At 72.0% G+C, this 16,170-nt stretch carries 12 protein-coding genes; 2 read left to right on the forward strand and 10 right to left on the reverse strand.

The window, feature by feature from the left end:
• Positions 1-253: 253 nt before the first annotated feature.
• Complete coding sequence (locus Adu01nite_RS44370) at positions 254-1,726, reverse strand: glutamate synthase subunit beta (protein WP_203735420.1); 1,473 nt, start codon at positions 1,724-1,726, stop codon at positions 254-256.
• Positions 1,719-6,272, reverse strand: coding sequence for a glutamate synthase large subunit (gene gltB, locus Adu01nite_RS44375; RefSeq protein ID WP_203735421.1), 4,554 nt, complete (start codon positions 6,270-6,272; stop codon positions 1,719-1,721). The genes Adu01nite_RS44370 and gltB overlap by 8 nt, the downstream gene beginning before the upstream one ends.
• A 209-nt stretch (positions 6,273-6,481) precedes the next feature.
• Here gltB and Adu01nite_RS44380 point away from each other — a divergent pair, with 209 nt between their 5' ends.
• Positions 6,482-7,381: a GNAT family N-acetyltransferase gene (locus tag Adu01nite_RS44380; RefSeq protein ID WP_203735422.1), complete on the forward strand. Its 900-nt coding sequence runs from the start codon at positions 6,482-6,484 to the stop codon at positions 7,379-7,381.
• A gap of 171 nt (positions 7,382-7,552) precedes the next feature.
• On the opposite strand, the gene Adu01nite_RS44385 is transcribed toward Adu01nite_RS44380, so the two are convergent.
• From Adu01nite_RS44385 to trpC, 5 genes are read right to left on the reverse strand one after another with little or no spacing between them, the layout of a single operon-like run.
• Positions 7,553-8,746, reverse strand: coding sequence for an FAD-dependent oxidoreductase (locus Adu01nite_RS44385; RefSeq protein ID WP_203735423.1), 1,194 nt, complete (start codon positions 8,744-8,746; stop codon positions 7,553-7,555).
• Between the two features lie 17 nt (positions 8,747-8,763).
• Positions 8,764-9,963, reverse strand: coding sequence for a prolipoprotein diacylglyceryl transferase (lgt, locus tag Adu01nite_RS44390; RefSeq protein ID WP_203735424.1), 1,200 nt, complete (start codon positions 9,961-9,963; stop codon positions 8,764-8,766).
• Positions 9,964-9,980: 17 nt separating this feature from the next.
• Positions 9,981-10,784, reverse strand: coding sequence for a tryptophan synthase subunit alpha (trpA, locus tag Adu01nite_RS44395; protein ID WP_203735425.1), 804 nt, complete (start codon positions 10,782-10,784; stop codon positions 9,981-9,983).
• Positions 10,781-12,022, reverse strand: coding sequence for a tryptophan synthase subunit beta (gene trpB, locus Adu01nite_RS44400; RefSeq protein ID WP_203735426.1), 1,242 nt, complete (start codon positions 12,020-12,022; stop codon positions 10,781-10,783). The genes trpA and trpB overlap by 4 nt, the downstream gene beginning before the upstream one ends.
• Complete coding sequence (trpC, locus tag Adu01nite_RS44405) at positions 12,019-12,822, reverse strand: indole-3-glycerol phosphate synthase TrpC (protein WP_203735484.1); 804 nt, start codon at positions 12,820-12,822, stop codon at positions 12,019-12,021. The genes trpB and trpC overlap by 4 nt, the downstream gene beginning before the upstream one ends.
• 365 nt (positions 12,823-13,187) lie before the next feature.
• Between trpC and Adu01nite_RS44410 the strand changes: the two genes are divergently transcribed.
• Positions 13,188-13,442, forward strand: a complete 255-nt coding sequence (locus Adu01nite_RS44410) for a hypothetical protein (RefSeq protein ID WP_239133183.1) — start codon at positions 13,188-13,190, stop codon at positions 13,440-13,442.
• Between the two features lie 195 nt (positions 13,443-13,637).
• Here the strand turns inward: Adu01nite_RS44410 and Adu01nite_RS44415 are convergent, their stop codons facing one another.
• From Adu01nite_RS44415 to hisI, 3 genes are read right to left on the reverse strand one after another with little or no spacing between them, the layout of a single operon-like run.
• Complete coding sequence (locus Adu01nite_RS44415) at positions 13,638-14,189, reverse strand: Trp biosynthesis-associated membrane protein (RefSeq protein ID WP_203735428.1); 552 nt, start codon at positions 14,187-14,189, stop codon at positions 13,638-13,640.
• Positions 14,186-15,718 (reverse strand): anthranilate synthase component I, encoded by a 1,533-nt coding sequence (locus Adu01nite_RS44420; protein WP_203735429.1) that lies wholly within the window; start codon positions 15,716-15,718, stop codon positions 14,186-14,188. The genes Adu01nite_RS44415 and Adu01nite_RS44420 overlap by 4 nt, the downstream gene beginning before the upstream one ends.
• Positions 15,715-16,095, reverse strand: coding sequence for a phosphoribosyl-AMP cyclohydrolase (gene hisI, locus Adu01nite_RS44425; protein ID WP_203735430.1), 381 nt, complete (start codon positions 16,093-16,095; stop codon positions 15,715-15,717). The genes Adu01nite_RS44420 and hisI overlap by 4 nt, the downstream gene beginning before the upstream one ends.
• Positions 16,096-16,170: the final 75 nt, after the last annotated feature.

The raw sequence follows: 16,170 nt of genomic DNA on the forward strand, positions 1-16,170 counted from the left end.
CCGCCCACCTCAGCCCCGCACCCCGCGAGCATCCCGCCCGCCTCAGCCCCACGCCCGGTGAGTGGGCCGCCCACCCGGCCCCGCACTCGTGAGCATTCCGCCCAGCTCAGCCCCGCGCCCCGCGATTGCGCCGCCCAGCCCAGCCCCGCCCCCGGTGAGAGCGCCACCCCCACCCCACCCGCACCCCACCAGTGCGCCGAGCCCTCATACAAAAACGCCGGCCCGTAAAACGGGCCGGCGTTTCAGGGATTGCTCAGGCGCTCAGCGGCTGTGCGCTGGAGAGCACCGGCGCCGGCAGTTCGCCCTTTGCCCCAAGGTAGGAGTGGATGGCGGCCGCCGCCGATCGGCCCTCGGCGATTGCCCAGACGATCAGGGACGCGCCCTTGTGGGCGTCGCCTGCCACGAAGACGCCCTCGGCTGATGTCTGCCACTCGGCGTTGGCGTCCAGGGCGCCGCGCCGGTTGCGGCTGATGCCGAACTGGTCCAGCAACGGCTGCTGCTCGGTGCCGTCGAAGCCGATCGCCAGCAGCACCAGGTCTGCCCGCAGGTCGCGCTCCGAGCCGGGCGTGACCGTAACCGTGCGGACCCCGTCGATTCGCTCGACCACGACCTCCGCGATGCGGACGGCCGCGACGTTCCCCGCACCGTCGTCCACGAACTCCTGGACGGCCACGCCGAAGACGCGGTCGCCACCTTCCTCGTGGGCCGGGTAGTTGCGCAGGATGGTCGGCCAGGTCGGCCACGGGTGCAGGTCGGCCGCGCGCACGTCCGGCGGCAACGGGTACTGGTCGAGTTGGATCACGTTGGCCGCGCCCTGCCGGTGGGCCACGCCCAGGCAGTCGGCGCCGGTGTCGCCGCCGCCGATGATCACGACGTGCCGGCCGTCCGCGTCGATCGGGGTGGTGTCCTGCAAGCCGGCGACCACCCGGTTGGCCGGGACCAGGTGCTCCATGGCCAGGTGCACGCCGTTCAGGGTGCGCCCGGGGGTCGACGGGGTGTCCCGGCCGGCCAGTGCACCGGTGGCGAGCAGCACCGCGTCGAAGCGTTCGCGCAGGTCATCCGCGGTGATGTCGACGCCTACGTTCACGCCGGCCTGGAAGACCACGCCCTCGGCCTCCAGCTGGGCCAGGCGGGCGTCGACCACCGACTTCTCAATTTTGAAGTCGGGAATCCCGTACCTCAATAATCCGCCGATGCGGTCGTCGCGTTCGAAGACGGTGACCGCATGCCCGGCCCGCGCCAGCTGTTGGGCGGCCGCCAGGCCCGCCGGGCCGGAACCGACCACCGCGACCTTGTAGCCGGACGCGGCCGGTGCCGGCTGCGGCTTGACGTAGCCGAGGTCGAACGCGTGGTTGGCGATCTCCACCTCGACCTGCTTGATGGTCACCGGGTCGTCGGCGATGCCCAGCACGCAGGCGGCCTCGCACGGCGCCGGGCAGAGCCGGCCGGTGAACTCCGGGAAGTTGTTGGTGGCGTGCAGCGCCTCGGACGCCGCCTGCCACGCCCCGGTGCGGACCAGGTCGTTCCAGTCCGGGATGCGGTTGCCCAGCGGGCAGCCCTCGTGACAGAACGGGATGCCGCAGTCCATGCAGCGGGTGGCCTGGTCGCGGATGAGCTCCTCGCCGGCCGGCGGGTAGACCTCCCGCCAGTCACGGATGCGCACCGGCACCGGCCGCCGCTTCGGGAGCTGCCGCTCGTAGCGGAGGAAACCGTTCGGATCAGGCACTCTTGACCCCCATGACCGCCTCGTCGACATTGCGACCGGCGGCTTCGGCGGTCCTGATCAGTTCCATCACACGCTTGTAGTCGCGCGGCACCACGGCGGTGAACCGCTCGACCGCGGCCGGCCAGTCGGCCAGCAGCTTCTCGGCCACCGCCGAGCCGGTCTCGGCGAAGTGCTTCTCCACCAGGCTGCGCAACACGCCCTGCTCGTCGGCGGTGAGCGGGGTCAGGTCGACCAGCTCCGGGTTGACCCGGGTGGGCAGCAGGTCGAGCACGAACGCGGTGCCGCCGCTCATGCCGGCCGCGAAGTTGCGGCCGGTCGGGCCGAGCACCACGACGGTGCCGCCGGTCATGTACTCGCAGCCGTGGTCGCCGACGCCCTCGACGACGGCGGCGGCGCCGGAGTTGCGGACCGCGAAGCGTTCGCCGGCCCGGCCCCGCAGGAACAGCTCGCCGGTGGTCGCGCCGTAGAGGATGGTGTTGCCGGCGATGATGTTGTCCTCGGCCACGAACGGCGCGCTCTCGTCGGGCCGGACGATCACCCGGCCCCCGGACAGGCCCTTCGCGACGTAGTCGTTGGTGTCGCCGATCAGCCGCAGGGTGACGCCGCGCGGCAGGAACGCGCCGAACGACTGGCCGGCCGTGCCCCGCAGGGTGAACGTGATGGTGTCGTCGGGCAGCCCGGCGCCGCCGAGCCGGCGGGTCACCTCGCCGCCCAGCATCGCGCCGACGCTGCGCTGGTCGTTGCGGACCGCCAGCTCCTCGCTGATCTTGGCGTCCCCGGTCAGGGCCGGCTGGGCCAGCTCGATCAGCTTGTTGTCCAGCGCCTTGTCGAGGCCATGGTCCTGGGCGACCACGCCGCGGCGGGCCGCGCCCTCGGGCAGCTCCGGCACGAACAGCATCGGGGCCAGGTCGAGGCCCTTCGCCTTCCAGTGGTTGATCGCCGGGCGGATGTTGAGCACCTCGGCGTGCCCGATCGCCTCGTCGATGGTGCGGAAGCCCAGCTCGGCCAGGTATTCGCGGACCTCCTCGGCGAGGAAGAGGAAGAAGTTCTCGACGAACTCGGGCTTGCCGTTGAAGCGTTCGCGCAGCACCGGGTTCTGGGTGGCGACGCCGACCGGGCAGGTGTCCAGGTGGCAGACCCGCATCATGATGCAGCCGCTCACGATCAGCGGCGCGGTGGCGAAGCCGAACTCCTCGGCGCCGAGCAGGGCCGCGATGATCACGTCCCGGCCGGTCTTGAGCTGGCCGTCGACCTGCACGGTGACCCGGTCGCGGAGCTTGTTGAGCAGCAGCGTCTGCTGCGCCTCGGCCAGGCCCAGCTCCCACGGGGAGCCGGCGTGCTTGAGCGAGTTGAGCGGGGACGCGCCGGTGCCGCCGTCGTGGCCGGAGATCAGGATGACGTCGGCCTTCAGCTTCGCGACGCCGGCCGCGACCGTGCCGACGCCGATCTCGCTGACCAGCTTGACGTGCACCCGGGCCGCCGGGTTGACCATCTTCAGGTCGTGGACCAGCTGCGCGAGGTCCTCGATCGAGTAGATGTCGTGGTGCGGCGGCGGCGAGATGAGGCCGATGCCGGGGGTGGTGTGCCGGGTCTTGGCGATCCACGGCCACACCTTGTTGCCGGCCAGCTGACCGCCCTCGCCGGGCTTCGCGCCCTGCGCCATCTTGATCTGCAGGTCGTCCGCGTTGACCAGGTATTCGCTGGTCACGCCGAAGCGGCCGGAGGCGATCTGCTTGACCGCGGAACGGCGCTGCGGGTCGTAGAGGCGGTCGACGTCCTCGCCGCCCTCACCGGTGTTCGACTTGCCGCCGAGCCGGTTCATCGCGATCGCGAGCGTCTCGTGCGACTCGGCCGAGATCGAGCCGTAGCTCATCGCGCCGGTCGCGAACCGCTTGACGATCTCGCTGACCGGCTCGACCTCGTCGAGCGGCACCGGCACCCGGTCGCCGGCGAACTCGAACAGCCCGCGCAGCGATCCGGCCTGGCCGGCGAGCTCGTCGACCTTCGCGGTGTATTTGCGGAACACGTCGTACTGCTTGGACCGGGTCGCGTGCTGGAGCAGGAACACCGTCTCCGGGTTGAAGAGGTGCACCTCGCCCTCGCGGCGCCACTGGTATTCGCCGCCGACCTCGAGCCGGCGGTGCGAGCGCTCGGCCGGGTTGGCCGGGTAGGCCTTCGAGTGCCGGGCCTTCACCTCGGCGTGGATCTCGGCCAGCCCGGAGCCGCCGATCCGCCCGCTGGTGCCGGCGAAATAGCGCTGGAGCAGCTTGTTGTCGAGGCCGACGGCCTCGAACACCTGGGCGCCGCAGTACGACGAGACGGTCGAGATGCCCATCTTGGACATGATCTTCAGGACGCCCTTGCCGAGCGCCTTGACGTAGTTGCGGACCGCGACCCGCGGGTCGAGCCCGGCGAGCGGGCCGGTCGCGATCAGGTCGTCGACACTCTCGAACGCCAGGTAGGGGTTGACCGCGGCGGCGCCGAAGCCGATCAGCGTGGCCGCGTGGTGCACCTCGCGGCAGTCGCCGGACTCGACGACCAGCGCCACCTGGGTGCGGGTCTGCTCGCGGACCAGGTGCTGGTGCACGGCGGCGGTGAGCAGCAGCGACGGGATCGGCGCCAGGTCCGCGTTGGAGTCGCGGTCGGAGAGGACCAGGATGCGTACGCCGTCCTCGATCGCCTCCGACACGTGCCGGCAGATCTGGGTGAGCCGCGCCTTGATCCCGGCCGCGCCGTCGCGCAGCGGGTAGAGGCCGGACACCCGGACCGCCTTGAAGCCGGGCAGGTCGCCGTCCTCGTCGATGGAGAGCAGCTTGGCCAGCTCGTCGTTGTCGATCACCGGGTAGGGCAGCACGATCTGCCGGCAGGACGCCGGGCCGGGGTCGAGCAGGTTGCCCTCCGGCCCGATCGTGGTCGCCAGCGAGGTGACCAGCTCTTCCCGGATGGCGTCCAGCGGCGGGTTGGTGACCTGCGCGAACAGCTGGTGGAAGTAGTCGAACAGCAGCCGCGGCCGGGTGGACAGCGGCGAGATCGGGGTGTCGGTGCCCATCGAGCCGAGCGGCTCGGCCCCGGTCCGCGCCATCGGCGCGACCAGGATCTTGAGCTCCTCCTCGGAGTAGCCGAACACCTGCTGGCGGCGGGTCACCGAGTCGTGCGTGTAGATGACGTGCTCGCGCGGCGGCAGGTCGGCCAGGTTGATCAGCCCGGCGTGCAGCCACTCGTCGTACGGCTGCGCGGCGGCCAGCCCGGCCTTGATCTCGTCGTCGTGCACGATCCGCCCGGCGGCCGTGTCGACCAGGAACATCTTGCCCGGCTGCAGGCGGCCCTTGGCGACCACGGTGGCCGGGTCGAGGTCGAGCACGCCCGCCTCGGAGCCGAGCACGACGAGGCCGTCGGCGGTGTGCCACCAGCGCCCGGGGCGCAGGCCGTTGCGGTCGAGCACGGCGCCGATCGAGGAGCCGTCGGTGAACGCGACCGCGGCCGGCCCGTCCCACGGCTCCATCAGCGAGGAGTGGAAGCGGTAGAACGCGCGCCGCTTCGGCTCCATCTGCGGGTCGTTCTCCCACGCCTCCGGGATCATCATCAGCATCGCGTGCGGCAGCGAGCGACCGGCCAGGTGCAGCAACTCGAGCACCTCGTCGAAGCCGGCCGAGTCGGACGCCTCCGGCGTGTTGATCGGGAACAGCCGCTTGATGTTGCCGGGCAGCACCTTCGACTGGAGCAGCGCCTCGCGGGCGGCCATCCAGTTCTTGTTGCCGCGGATCGTGTTGATCTCGCCGTTGTGCGCGATGAAGCGGTAGGGGTGGGCCAGCGGCCACGACGGGAACGTGTTCGTCGAGAACCGCGAGTGCACGAGGGCGATCGCGCTGGCGACCCGCTCGTCGGTCAGGTCCGGGAAGAAGTCCGGCAGCTGGTCCGGGGTGAGCATGCCCTTGTAGGTGATGGTCCGCGAGGACAGCGACGGGAAGTAGGCACCGACGCTGCGCTGCGAGGACTCCCGCTCGGCCTGCTTACGGATGGTGAACGCGACCCGGTCCAGTTCGAGGCCGCTCAGCGGCTCGTCCTTCGGCCCCGCGGCACTGCCGGTCAGGCGATGAGCAGCAAGAAAAACCTGCTTGATGTACGGGCGGGCCTCCTCGGCCGTGGCACCGAGCCCGTCCGGCCGCACCGGGACGTCCCGCCAGCCGAGCACCTCGCCGCCCTCGACCAGGGCGTACTTCTCGAAGATCTTGATGGTGCGCGCCTGCGCGTCCGCGTCGTTCGGCAGGAAGACCAGGCCGGTGGCGTAGAAGCCCGGCTCCGGAAGCTCGATGCCGGTCGCTTCGCGGTAGAACGCGTCCGGGACCTGAATCATGATCCCGGCGCCGTCGCCGGTGTTGTACTCGGCGCCGCGAGCGCCCCGGTGGTCGAGGCGGATCAGCGCCGACAGGCCCTTGGCGACCACATCGTGAGAACGGCGGCCGTACAGATCGGCCACGAAGGCCACACCGCAGGCGTCGCGTTCGGAAGCTGGGTCGTAAAGCCCCTGGGGGTGCGGATATGCCACCGGGCCTCCTGTCGTCTCTGGTGTTTCCTATCAAGGTCGGGACGACGTCGGCCCTGCAAAGTCTCTAGAGTCTACGTTAAGGGCCACCGATGTCCGCCAGTTCGGATGGATCACACTTGAGTCGGGGCGAAACGCCCTTCACGGCGGAAATATGCGGGCCCGGAAACGCGTAAGGGGCAGCGTCGCGCCGGATTCGGTAGTCTCGCGCGGTGGCGCTTCCGGATACCGACGTCTTCGTCAGGCTTGAGCGTTTCTATGACGCCCTCCCCCGACCCTACGCACGTGTGGAGGAGTTCGGGGGGCTGGTGCTCTTCGTCCGCGAGGGCGATGGGTGGCCCTACTACGCCCGTCCCCGGATAGGGGTGGAGACGCCGTCCGCCGCTGATATTACTGCCGTCCGGCGCCGGCAACGAGAGCTGGGCATCCCCGAGGCATTCGAATGGGTCCATGAGACGACCCCGGATCTGCTCGCGGTGGCCCGCTCGGCCGGGCTCGAGGTGCTGCTCGCGCCGCTGCTCACGCTGGATCCGGCCGCCCTGGTGCCCGACCTCCCGGTCCGCGACGCGGTGATCTCGGTGCTCGATCCGGCCGGCACCACCTACCCGGCCGACCTGGCCGCGACCCGCGCGGTGGCCCAGCTGGGCTTCGGCAGCCCGCCCAACGCGACGCCGATGGAGGAGGTGTCCGCGGTGGCCGCTCTCTCCACCGAGACGGCGCTGATCACCGGCGTCGCCGGTCCCACGGAGCGGGACGCGGCGATCGAGGAACTCCACCCCGACATGGTCGCGGGATTCCGCAAACGGGCCACCGACGGCGCCTACCACACCGCCGTGGTGACCTCCCCGTCCGAGGGAATCCTGGCCACCGGCGCCCTGATGCGCGACGGCGACGTCGCCGAGATCGCCGGGGTGGCCACCCTGCCCACGGCCCGCGGCCGCGGCTACGCATCCCAGCTGACCGCGACGCTGGCCCGCCGGGCGCTGACCGACGGCGTGCGGCTGGTCTTCCTGTCGGCCGGCGACGACGACGTGGCCCGCCTCTACACCAAGGTCGGCTTCCGCCGGCTGGGCACGGCCTGCATCGCCGAGCCGGCCGCCACGCAGATCTAGGGCGCCCTAGGGCGCATCTGACGGATCACCCAAGTGCGAGGCGAGGTCCAGAGTGTGGCTGGCGTCGCCCGCGACGCGCCCTCATACCGGGGTTGTATGTGGGCGCGTCGCGGGCGCCGTCAGGCGCGCTCTGGACCACGCCGCAGCCCTGGGTGATCCGTCAGATGCGCCCTAGCCTTCGGGCGGCGTCCAGTCGGCTTCGAGGTGGGTGTGGTTGCCCAGGATCCGCGGCCGCATGTGGTTGAGGGCGGCATCGCGGGCGCGCAACGCGAGCCGCCCACGCGCCTGCACGACCGCCGACATCCGCCGGGTCTGCCGCACCACGCTGGTGGTGCGCGGCCGGCGGGTCCGGCTGTAGGCCTCGATCGCGGCCACCAGATCGGGGCCGGGCTTGGCGTCGGCGACCAGCGGGCGGAGCGTGGCCGCGTCCTCGAAAGCGAGACAGGCGCCCTGCCCGAGGTGATGCGGCATGGCATGGGCGGCGTCGCCGAGCAGCACCACGCCGCCCGGGCCGGAGGCGAAACCGTACGCCCGGGGCAGCGGACGCAGCTCGCGCACCTCCTGCGGCACCAGGTCCTCGGGGTGGGTCGCGGCCAGCAGGTCGCCGACCGGCGGGTGCCAGGCGGCGAACCAGCGCCGCAGCAGCGCCAGCTGGGTGGCGGCCGGCTCCGGCCGCGGCGCGCCGGCCGCGGTGGCCACCCAGTAGATGCCGCCCTTGCCGGCCGCCCGCTCGCCGAGCGGGATGGAGACGAACCGATAGCCGGCGCCCAGGGTCTCCCCGCCCGCCGCCTGCTCCGGGGTCAGCTTGGGCACCCGGTAACCCGGGATCACCGCCTGCCAGGCCGCGAAACCGGACCCGACCGCCACCGCCTCGGGCGCCAGCGCACGCCGGATCGGGCTGTCGATGCCGTCCGCCGCCACCACCAGGTCGGCCTCGATCAGGCTGCGGCCGTCGCCGACGGCGGGCCGCTGCCGGCGGCCGACCCGGACCGTCGTCACGTCGAAGCCGGTGCGGATCTCCACCCGGTCACCGAGGCCGGCGACCAGCGCGTCGTACAGATCTTCCAGGTGCACCACCGCCGGGGCGGGACCGGCGCCGACCCGGCTGCGCGGCGCCACCAGCCACTGCCCGTCCGGCCGGCGGACCCCGCCGTCCGGCATCGGCGCGGCGATGCCGGACCAGCCGCCGTCCGGATCGAGGGACTCGAGCGCCCGGCGCCCGTTCGACCAGAGCACCAGCGCGGTGGGCGGGGCGGCGACCCGCTCCCCCCGCTCCAGCAGAATCACCTGCCAGCCGGCCCGCGACAGGGCACCCGCGGTGGCCAGACCGGCCATCCCCGCGCCCACCACCACCGCCGTGCGCACGCCGGCCGGCCCGGCGCTCAGTGCTCGTCAGGCTTGGACGCGGGTTCGGCGTCGCTGCCGCTCTTGCCGTCCGGCCCGGTGCCCGCCGCGGCGCCGGTGGCCAGCACGGCCTCACCGACCCCGGCCGGGCCGGCCGGATCGGCGGCGTCGTGCGGATGGGCGCCCGCCGCGACCTCGAGCGCGACGTCCGCCTCGGTGTCCGGGGGTAGGACGCCGGTGCGTTGATAGGCCTCGAACCGGGACTCGCTGACCACCTGGTAGCTCTTCGGCGCCCGCGGCGGCTCGGTGGCCGCCTCAGCGTCGTCGCCCTCGGCCGCCGGGGGCGGTGCGACCTCCGGCGCGTCGTCCGGCACCACGTAGGCGCGCGGGCCGCGCACGGCCAGGAAGTAGATCAGTGCGGCCACGAACAGCACCGCCGCGGTGAACACGTTGAGGCGTACGCCGAAGATCTTGTTGGCCTCGTCGACCCGGAGAATCTCGATCCAGAAGCGGCCGACCGTGTAGGCCATCACGTACAGCGCGAAAGCGCGCCCGCGGCCGAACTTGAAGCGACGGTCCAGTGCCCACACCAGGCCGGCCACGCCGACGTCCCAGACCGCCTCGTAGAGGAAGGTCGGGTGGTAGAGGCCGGCCTTGGTGACCGCCTCGCCGTCGATCACCGTCGCGTGCCCGGGGTTGGACGTGTCCATGTCGTGCACCCGCAGGCCCCACGGCAGCGTGGTGGGCTTGCCGTACAGCTCGTTGTTGAACCAGTTGCCGAACCGGCCGATCGCCTGCGCGACCGGCAGGGCCGGGGCGAGCGAGTCGGCGAAGATGGCGAACGGCAGGCCGAGCTGGCGGGCGGCGATCCAGGCACCGACCGCGCCACCGGCGACCGCGCCCCAGATGCCGAGGCCGCCCTCCCAGATGTAGAGCGCCCGGATCGGGTCGCCGCCGGAACCGAAGTAGTCCTGCGGCGAGGTGATCAGGTGGTAGACGCGGGCTCCGATGATGCCCAGCGGGACGGCCCACACCGCCATGTCGAGCGACGCCCACGGCGCCACTCCACGGCGTCGCAGACGCACCTCCATGAGGAGGACGGCGGCAACGATGCCGAGGACGATGCAGAGTGCGTACGCCCGGATGGGCAAGCCGAGAACGTGCCAGACGGACGTTGTCGGACTCGGGATCGCGGCATAGTTCACGGGTGCACACGCTACCGTCGCGACGCCAACCATGGTCGCCCAGGGCGGGCCTACTTTTCCGGGTTACGCACGCCTTCGGCCAACTCGGTGCTGAGCGCCCGCAGGCGGGCCAGTCCGGTCGCGCGGTCGGATGACTCCAGCACGCACCGGATCAATGCGCTGCCGACGATCACGCCGTCCGCGAACGCCGCCACCTGGGCCGCCTGCTTGCCGTTGCCGACCCCGAGGCCGACCCCGACCGGCATCTCCCGGTCGGCGTGCCGCACCCGGGCGACCAGGTCCGGAGCCTGCTGCGACACGGCGGTGCGGGCGCCGGTGACGCCCATCAGCGCGGTGGCGTAGACGAAGCCCCGGCAGTTCGCCACGGTCATCGCGAGCCGCTCGTCGGTCGATGAGGGCGACACCAGGAAGGTGCGGTCGATCCGGTGCTCGTCGGAGGCGGCGATCCATTCCTCCGCCTCGTCCGGGATCAGGTCCGGCGTGATCATCCCGGTGGCGCCGGCCGCGGCCAGGTCCCGGGCGAACGCGTTCACCCCGTACTTCTCGATGGGGTTCCAGTAGGTCATCAGCACGACCGGTGCGCCGGCGTTCGAGACCGCCTCGATGATCCGCAGCGTGTCGCGGGTGCGCACGCCGGCGGCGAGGGCGATGTCGCTGGCCTTCTGGATGACCGGGCCGTCCATCACCGGGTCGGAGTAGGGCAGCTCGACCTCGATGACGTCGCAGCCGGCCTCGTGCATCGCGATCATCGACGCGATGCTGTCGTCGACGGTCGGGAAGCCGGCCGGCATGCAGCCGATCAGCACGGCCCGGTCTTCCGACTTCGCCTTCGCGAAGATCTCGGTGATGCTCACTCTTGCTCTCCCGGGACCAGCGTCTCGACCGGATCGAGGATGCCGAAGTAGGCCCCGGCGGTGTGCACGTCCTTGTCGCCGCGGCCGGACAGGTTGATCACGATCGTCGGCGTGCGGCCGAGCTCGGCGGTCAGTGCCGGAACGATCCGGAGGGCGCCCGCCACCGCGTGCGCGCTCTCGATCGCCGGGATGATCCCCTCGGTGCGGCACAGCAGCTGGAACGCCGCCATCGCCTCGGCGTCGGTCACCGGCTCGTACTCCGCCCGGCCGGTGTCGTGCAGCCAGGCGTGCTCGGGGCCGACGCCCGGGTAGTCCAGGCCGGCCGAGATCGAGTGCGACTCGACGGTCTGGCCGTCGTCGTCCTGCAGCACGTACGTCCGGGCGCCGTGCAGCACGCCGGACGAGCCGCCGGTGATCGACGCGGCGTGCCGGCCGGTCGCGATGCCGTCGCCGCCCGCCTCGAAGCCGTACAGCGCGACCTGCTCGTCCGGCACGAAGGCGTGGAAGATGCCGATCGCGTTCGAGCCGCCGCCGACACAGGCCGCCACCGCGTCGGGCAGCCGCCCGATCTGGTCGAGACACTGGGCCCGGGCCTCGATCCCGATGCCGCCCACGAAGTCGCGGACGATCTCCGGGAACGGGTGCGGCCCGGCGGCCGTGCCCAGCAGGTAGTGCGTGTGGTCAACCGACGCGACCCAGTCCCGCAGGGCCTCGTTGAGCGCGTCCTTCAGCGTGCGCGAGCCGTTCGTCACCGGGATGACGGTGGCGCCGAGCATCCGCATGCGGGCCACGTTCAGCGCCTGCCGCTCGGTGTCGGTCTCCCCCATGTAGACCACGCACTCGAGGTCGAGCAGGGCGGCCGCGGTCGCACTGGCCACGCCGTGCTGGCCGGCGCCGGTCTCGGCGATCACCCGGGGCTTGCCCATCCGTTTGGCGAGCAACGCCTGGCCGAGCACGTTGCGCACCTTGTGGGCGCCGGTGTGGTTGAGATCCTCCCGCTTGAGCAGGATCTCGGCCCCGGCCTTGGCGGAGAGCCGCTTGGCCGGGTAGAGCAACGACGGCGTGCCGGCGTAGTTGAGGAGCAGATCCTCGAACTCCGCCTGGAACTCCGGGTCGGCCTTGGCCGAGCGGTAGGCCGCTTCGAGTTCGTCGAGCGCTCGAACGAGCGCCTCCGGCACGAAGCGACCACCATATCGCCCGAAATGACCCGACAAGTCGGGCAAAGCGGGCGCGGTCATCGGACCGGCCTCGGGGTCGCCGGGTGGTTGCCCGCGTTCACCAGCTCGGCCACCGCGTCCCGCGGCGACTTCTGGGTCACCAGGCCCTCACCGACGAGCACCGCGTCCGCGCCGGCTGACGCATAGCGGATCAGGTCGTGCGGACCCCGCACGCCCGACTCGGCGATCTTGACCACGTTGTTCGGCAAGCCGGGGGCGATCCGCTCGAACACCGACCGGTCCACCTCGAGCGTCCGCAGGTCCCGGGCGTTGACCCCGATGACCTTCGCGTTCGCCTCGAGTGCCCGGTCGGCCTCCTCCTCGTTGTGCACTTCGACGAGGGCGGTCATGCCGAGCGACTCGATCCGCTCGAGCAGGCCGACCAGAACGTTCTGCTCGAGCGCCGCAACGATCAGCAGAACCAGGTCGGCGCCGTGCGCCCGTGCCTCATGCACTTGATAGCTGGAGATCACGAAGTCCTTGCGGAGCACCGGGATGCCGACCGACTGCCGGACGGCCGCCAGATCCGCCAGGGATCCGCCGAACCATCGGCCCTCGGTGAGCACGCTGATGCACCGGGCGCCACCCGCCGCATACTCCCCGGCCAACTCGGCCGGGTCCGGGATGTCGGCGATCGCGCCCTTGGAGGGCGACGACCGCTTCACCTCGGCGATGACGGCAACGCCCGGCTTACGCAACGCTGCGTACGCGTCGATGGCCGGAGGTGCCGCCGCGGCGAGTTCCCGAACCTGCTCCAGCGGCACCTTTTCCTGCCGGGCCGCCACGTCCTCGCGCACTCCGGCGAGGATCTCCTCCAGCACGTTCTGCGGCCCGCCAGTGCCCGCCTCCGCCTGCTGATCGGATGTCACGTAATGACTCCCCTCTCCGGGTGTCCTCCGCCCGATGCTAGGAGGTCGCGATGATCCGCAACCGCCCGGGGTATGGCGCGCCTCACCAGTTGGGCTGCGGCATAATGCCGCGTGCTCGCGGACGGTGTCACGTCAGTCACAGAAAACTCACGTGTCACATCGCCGCATGCAGGGACACCTCATCTGATCGGTGGATACCCCGTCGCGTTGACGGCGACGTCATGTCGCAGAAATACGAATCGGTCATGCTGATTCCGAGGCAGACTAGGGTCCGTCCCCCGACGCGACCAGCGGAAATGATCGACGTGGAGTTTACCGTGGCCGATTCGCAGCAGACCCCGTCCCCATCCCTCGCCGAGGTGTCCCGGGCAGTCGTCTCGGTGGCGGCAACCCTGGTGACCAACGTCCAGCGCGCGATGGCCGGCCCGGCAAACGTGCCGACGGCTCGCGACAACGCCTACTTCGCCATGCTCGCCGACCGCGCCCGCAACCAGGCCCGCGACGACCTGACCCGCGAGGTAGCCGCCATGCTGGCAACTTCACCTCGCCAGAACATGGCCAAAACCCGATAAAACCTCTTTTGAGGTACGCGGTCTCACCCCACCCACCCCCACCGTGGCCGCCCCCGCCCCGGAGCACCACATGGCAGCCCCGCCCCTCAGCCGGGCCCCCGGCCGACGCCGCGCTTCCTCTTCGCTGCGGACTCCGATGAGGATCCGCTGCTCCGGCCGACCCATGATCACCCGCCCGAGTTACCGCCGGGCCGGTCAGCCTGCCGTCGGGTCGTCGCCGCGGTCGAGGGCGTCCCAGGTGGCGCGGTGGTCAGCGGCCGCCGTCGGCTTCTCGGTGGCTGCGGAAGTGGCCGGGGCCGGCTTTCGGTCGTAGCGGGCGGACATACGCGGCCAGCGGTGGCCCTGGGCGGCTGCGGTCAGGCCGCCCAGCGCGATGATCAGGCCGCCGGCCGCGCAGGTGATCGGCCAGGCCCAGCCGGCGGCGCCTGCGGAACCCGGGTCGAGGCCGGCCCGGCCGAGGATCGCGCCGGCCGTCACGCCCGCGCCGGCCAGGGCCAGCAGCACGCCCAGGGCGCGGCGGACCCAGCCCGACGTGGCCAGCAGCGCGCCCGTGCCGGCCAGCGCGACCACGGCCAGGCCGGTCACCCACGGCTCCACGTCGGTGCCGGTGCGGGCCTCGCGCAGGTCGGACAGGCCGGTCCGCGGGATCAGGTGGACCGACCACGTACGGGTGATCGCGTACAGCGCCAGGGCCGCGCCGGCCAGCGCGGCCAGCAGGGTCAGGACGTAGGAGCGGCGGCCGTTCATCGCGCCGCGCGCAACGTTTCCGCCGAGGCTATGGCGGCCAGCACCGCGGCCGCCTTGTTGCGGGTCTCGGTCTCCTCGGCCGCGGGATCCGAATCGGCCACGATGCCCGCGCCGGCGCCCACGTAGGCGACGCCGTCCTTGAGCAGGGCGGTGCGGATCGCGATCGCCATGTCCATGTCGCCGGCGAAGCCGAAGTAGCCGACCGTGCCGCCGTAGAGGCCGCGCCGGGTCGGTTCCAGGGACTCGATGATCTCCATGGCCCGGACCTTGGGCGCGCCGGAGAGGGTGCCGGCCGGGAAGGTGGCGGCCAGCGCGTCGAACGCCGTCTGCTCGTCGCGCAGCTCGCCGGTGACCGTCGAGACGATGTGCATGACGTGGCTGTACCGCTCGATCCGGGCGAACTCCGGCACCTCGACCGTGCCCGGCTTGCACACCCGGCCCAGGTCGTTGCGGCCCAGGTCGACCAGCATGACGTGCTCGGAGCGTTCCTTCGGGTCGGCCAGCAGCTCGGCCGCGAGCGCCGCGTCCTGCTCGGGGGTCGCCCCTCGCCAGCGGGTGCCGGCGATCGGGTGCAGCAGCGCCCGGCGGACACCCTCCTCGTCGGCGCTGACCTTGAGGTGCGCCTCCGGCGACGACCCGACGATGTCAAAATCATCAAAACGCAACAGATACATGTACGGGCTGGGGTTGGTCGCCCGCAGCACGCGGTAGACGTCGAGCGGGTTGGCGTCGGTGGGCCGCTCGAACCGCTGGGCCACCACGATCTGGAAGCACTCGCCGGCCCGGATCGCCTCCTTGGCCTCCTCGACCGCCTTCTGATACTCCCCCGGTGCGGTGCGGCTGACCGGCTCGCCGGCCGGGCGCCGGTCCACCGTGGAGATCATCGGCGGGGTGGGCCGGGACAGTGCGGTGGTCATCGCGTCGAGCCGGCCGACCGCGTTGTGATAGGCCGCCCGGCGCTCGTCGTCGCCGGCGTCGCCGGACACCACGGCATTGGCCACCAGGATCGCCGAACCGTCGTAGTGGTCGAGCACCACCAGGTCGGTGGCGAGCATCATGCCCAGCTCGGGCAGCAGCAGGTCGTCGGTGGCGGTGGCCGGCAGCCGCTCGAACCGGCGCACCAGGTCGTAGCTCAGATAGCCGACCATGCCGCCGGTCAGCGGCGGCAGCCCCTCCGCGACCGGGCCGTCGGCCAGCGCCGCGACCGTCTCGCGCAGCACGGTGACCGGGTCGCCGCCGGTCGGCAGGCCGGCCGGGGGCGTGCCCAGCCAGGCCGCCTCGCCGTCCCGCTCGACCAGGGTGGCGGCACTGCGCACGCCGATGAACGAATAGCGCGACCAGGCCGCGCCGGACGGGCCGGCGCCCTGCTCGGCCGACTCCAGCAGGAAGGTGCCGGGGCCGCCGGCCAGTTTGGTGTAGACACCGACCGGCGTCTCACCGTCGGCGAGCAGCCGGCGGGTCACCGGGACCACCCGGCGCCGCTGCCGCAGGAACTCGGTCTCGTCCGGCTGGACCGCTCCGCTGGTCATCCCTGCTCCCCCGTGGTTGGCGACTCGCTCGTCACCGGCAGCTCGTCGAAGAAGCAGTTGGCCGCGCCGGTGTGGCAGGCCGCGCCGACCTGCTCGACGGTGACCAGCAGCGCGTCGCCGTCGCAGTCGAGGGCGACCGACTTCACGTACTGGTGGTGGCCGGAGGTGGCGCCCTTCACCCAGTACTCCTCGCGGCTGCGCGACCAGTAGGTGGCCCGGCCGGTGGTCAGCGTGCGATGCAGCGCCTCGTCGTCCATCCAGGCGAGCATCAGCACGTCGCCGCTGCCGTGCTCGCGCACGATCGCGGCGACCAGGCCGTCGGAGGTCCGCTTGAGACGTGCCGCGATGTCCGGATCGAGAGAGGTCTTCACTGCCACGTCAACGATTGTCCACCGCGACCGGGCACCGCCCTGATCCACCCCACGGCTCCGCCCGCGGCGGCACCCCACGGC

Source organism: Paractinoplanes durhamensis (assembly GCF_016862175.1).
In the GTDB taxonomy this organism is placed as follows: Bacteria; Actinomycetota; Actinomycetes; order Mycobacteriales; family Micromonosporaceae; genus Actinoplanes; species Actinoplanes durhamensis.

Excerpts from the sequence above, each read along its gene's own strand:
- Adu01nite_RS44420 (WP_203735429.1), bottom strand. The coding sequence starts at position 15,718 with ATGACCAGCGGAGCGGTCCAGCCGGACGAGACCGAGTTCCTGCGGCAG.
- Adu01nite_RS44415 (WP_203735428.1), bottom strand. The coding sequence starts at position 14,189 with ATGAACGGCCGCCGCTCCTACGTCCTGACCCTGCTGGCCGCGCTGGCC.
- lgt (WP_203735424.1), bottom strand. The coding sequence starts at position 9,963 with ATGGTTGGCGTCGCGACGGTAGCGTGTGCACCCGTGAACTATGCCGCG.
- trpB (WP_203735426.1), bottom strand. The coding sequence starts at position 12,022 with ATGACCGCGCCCGCTTTGCCCGACTTGTCGGGTCATTTCGGGCGATAT.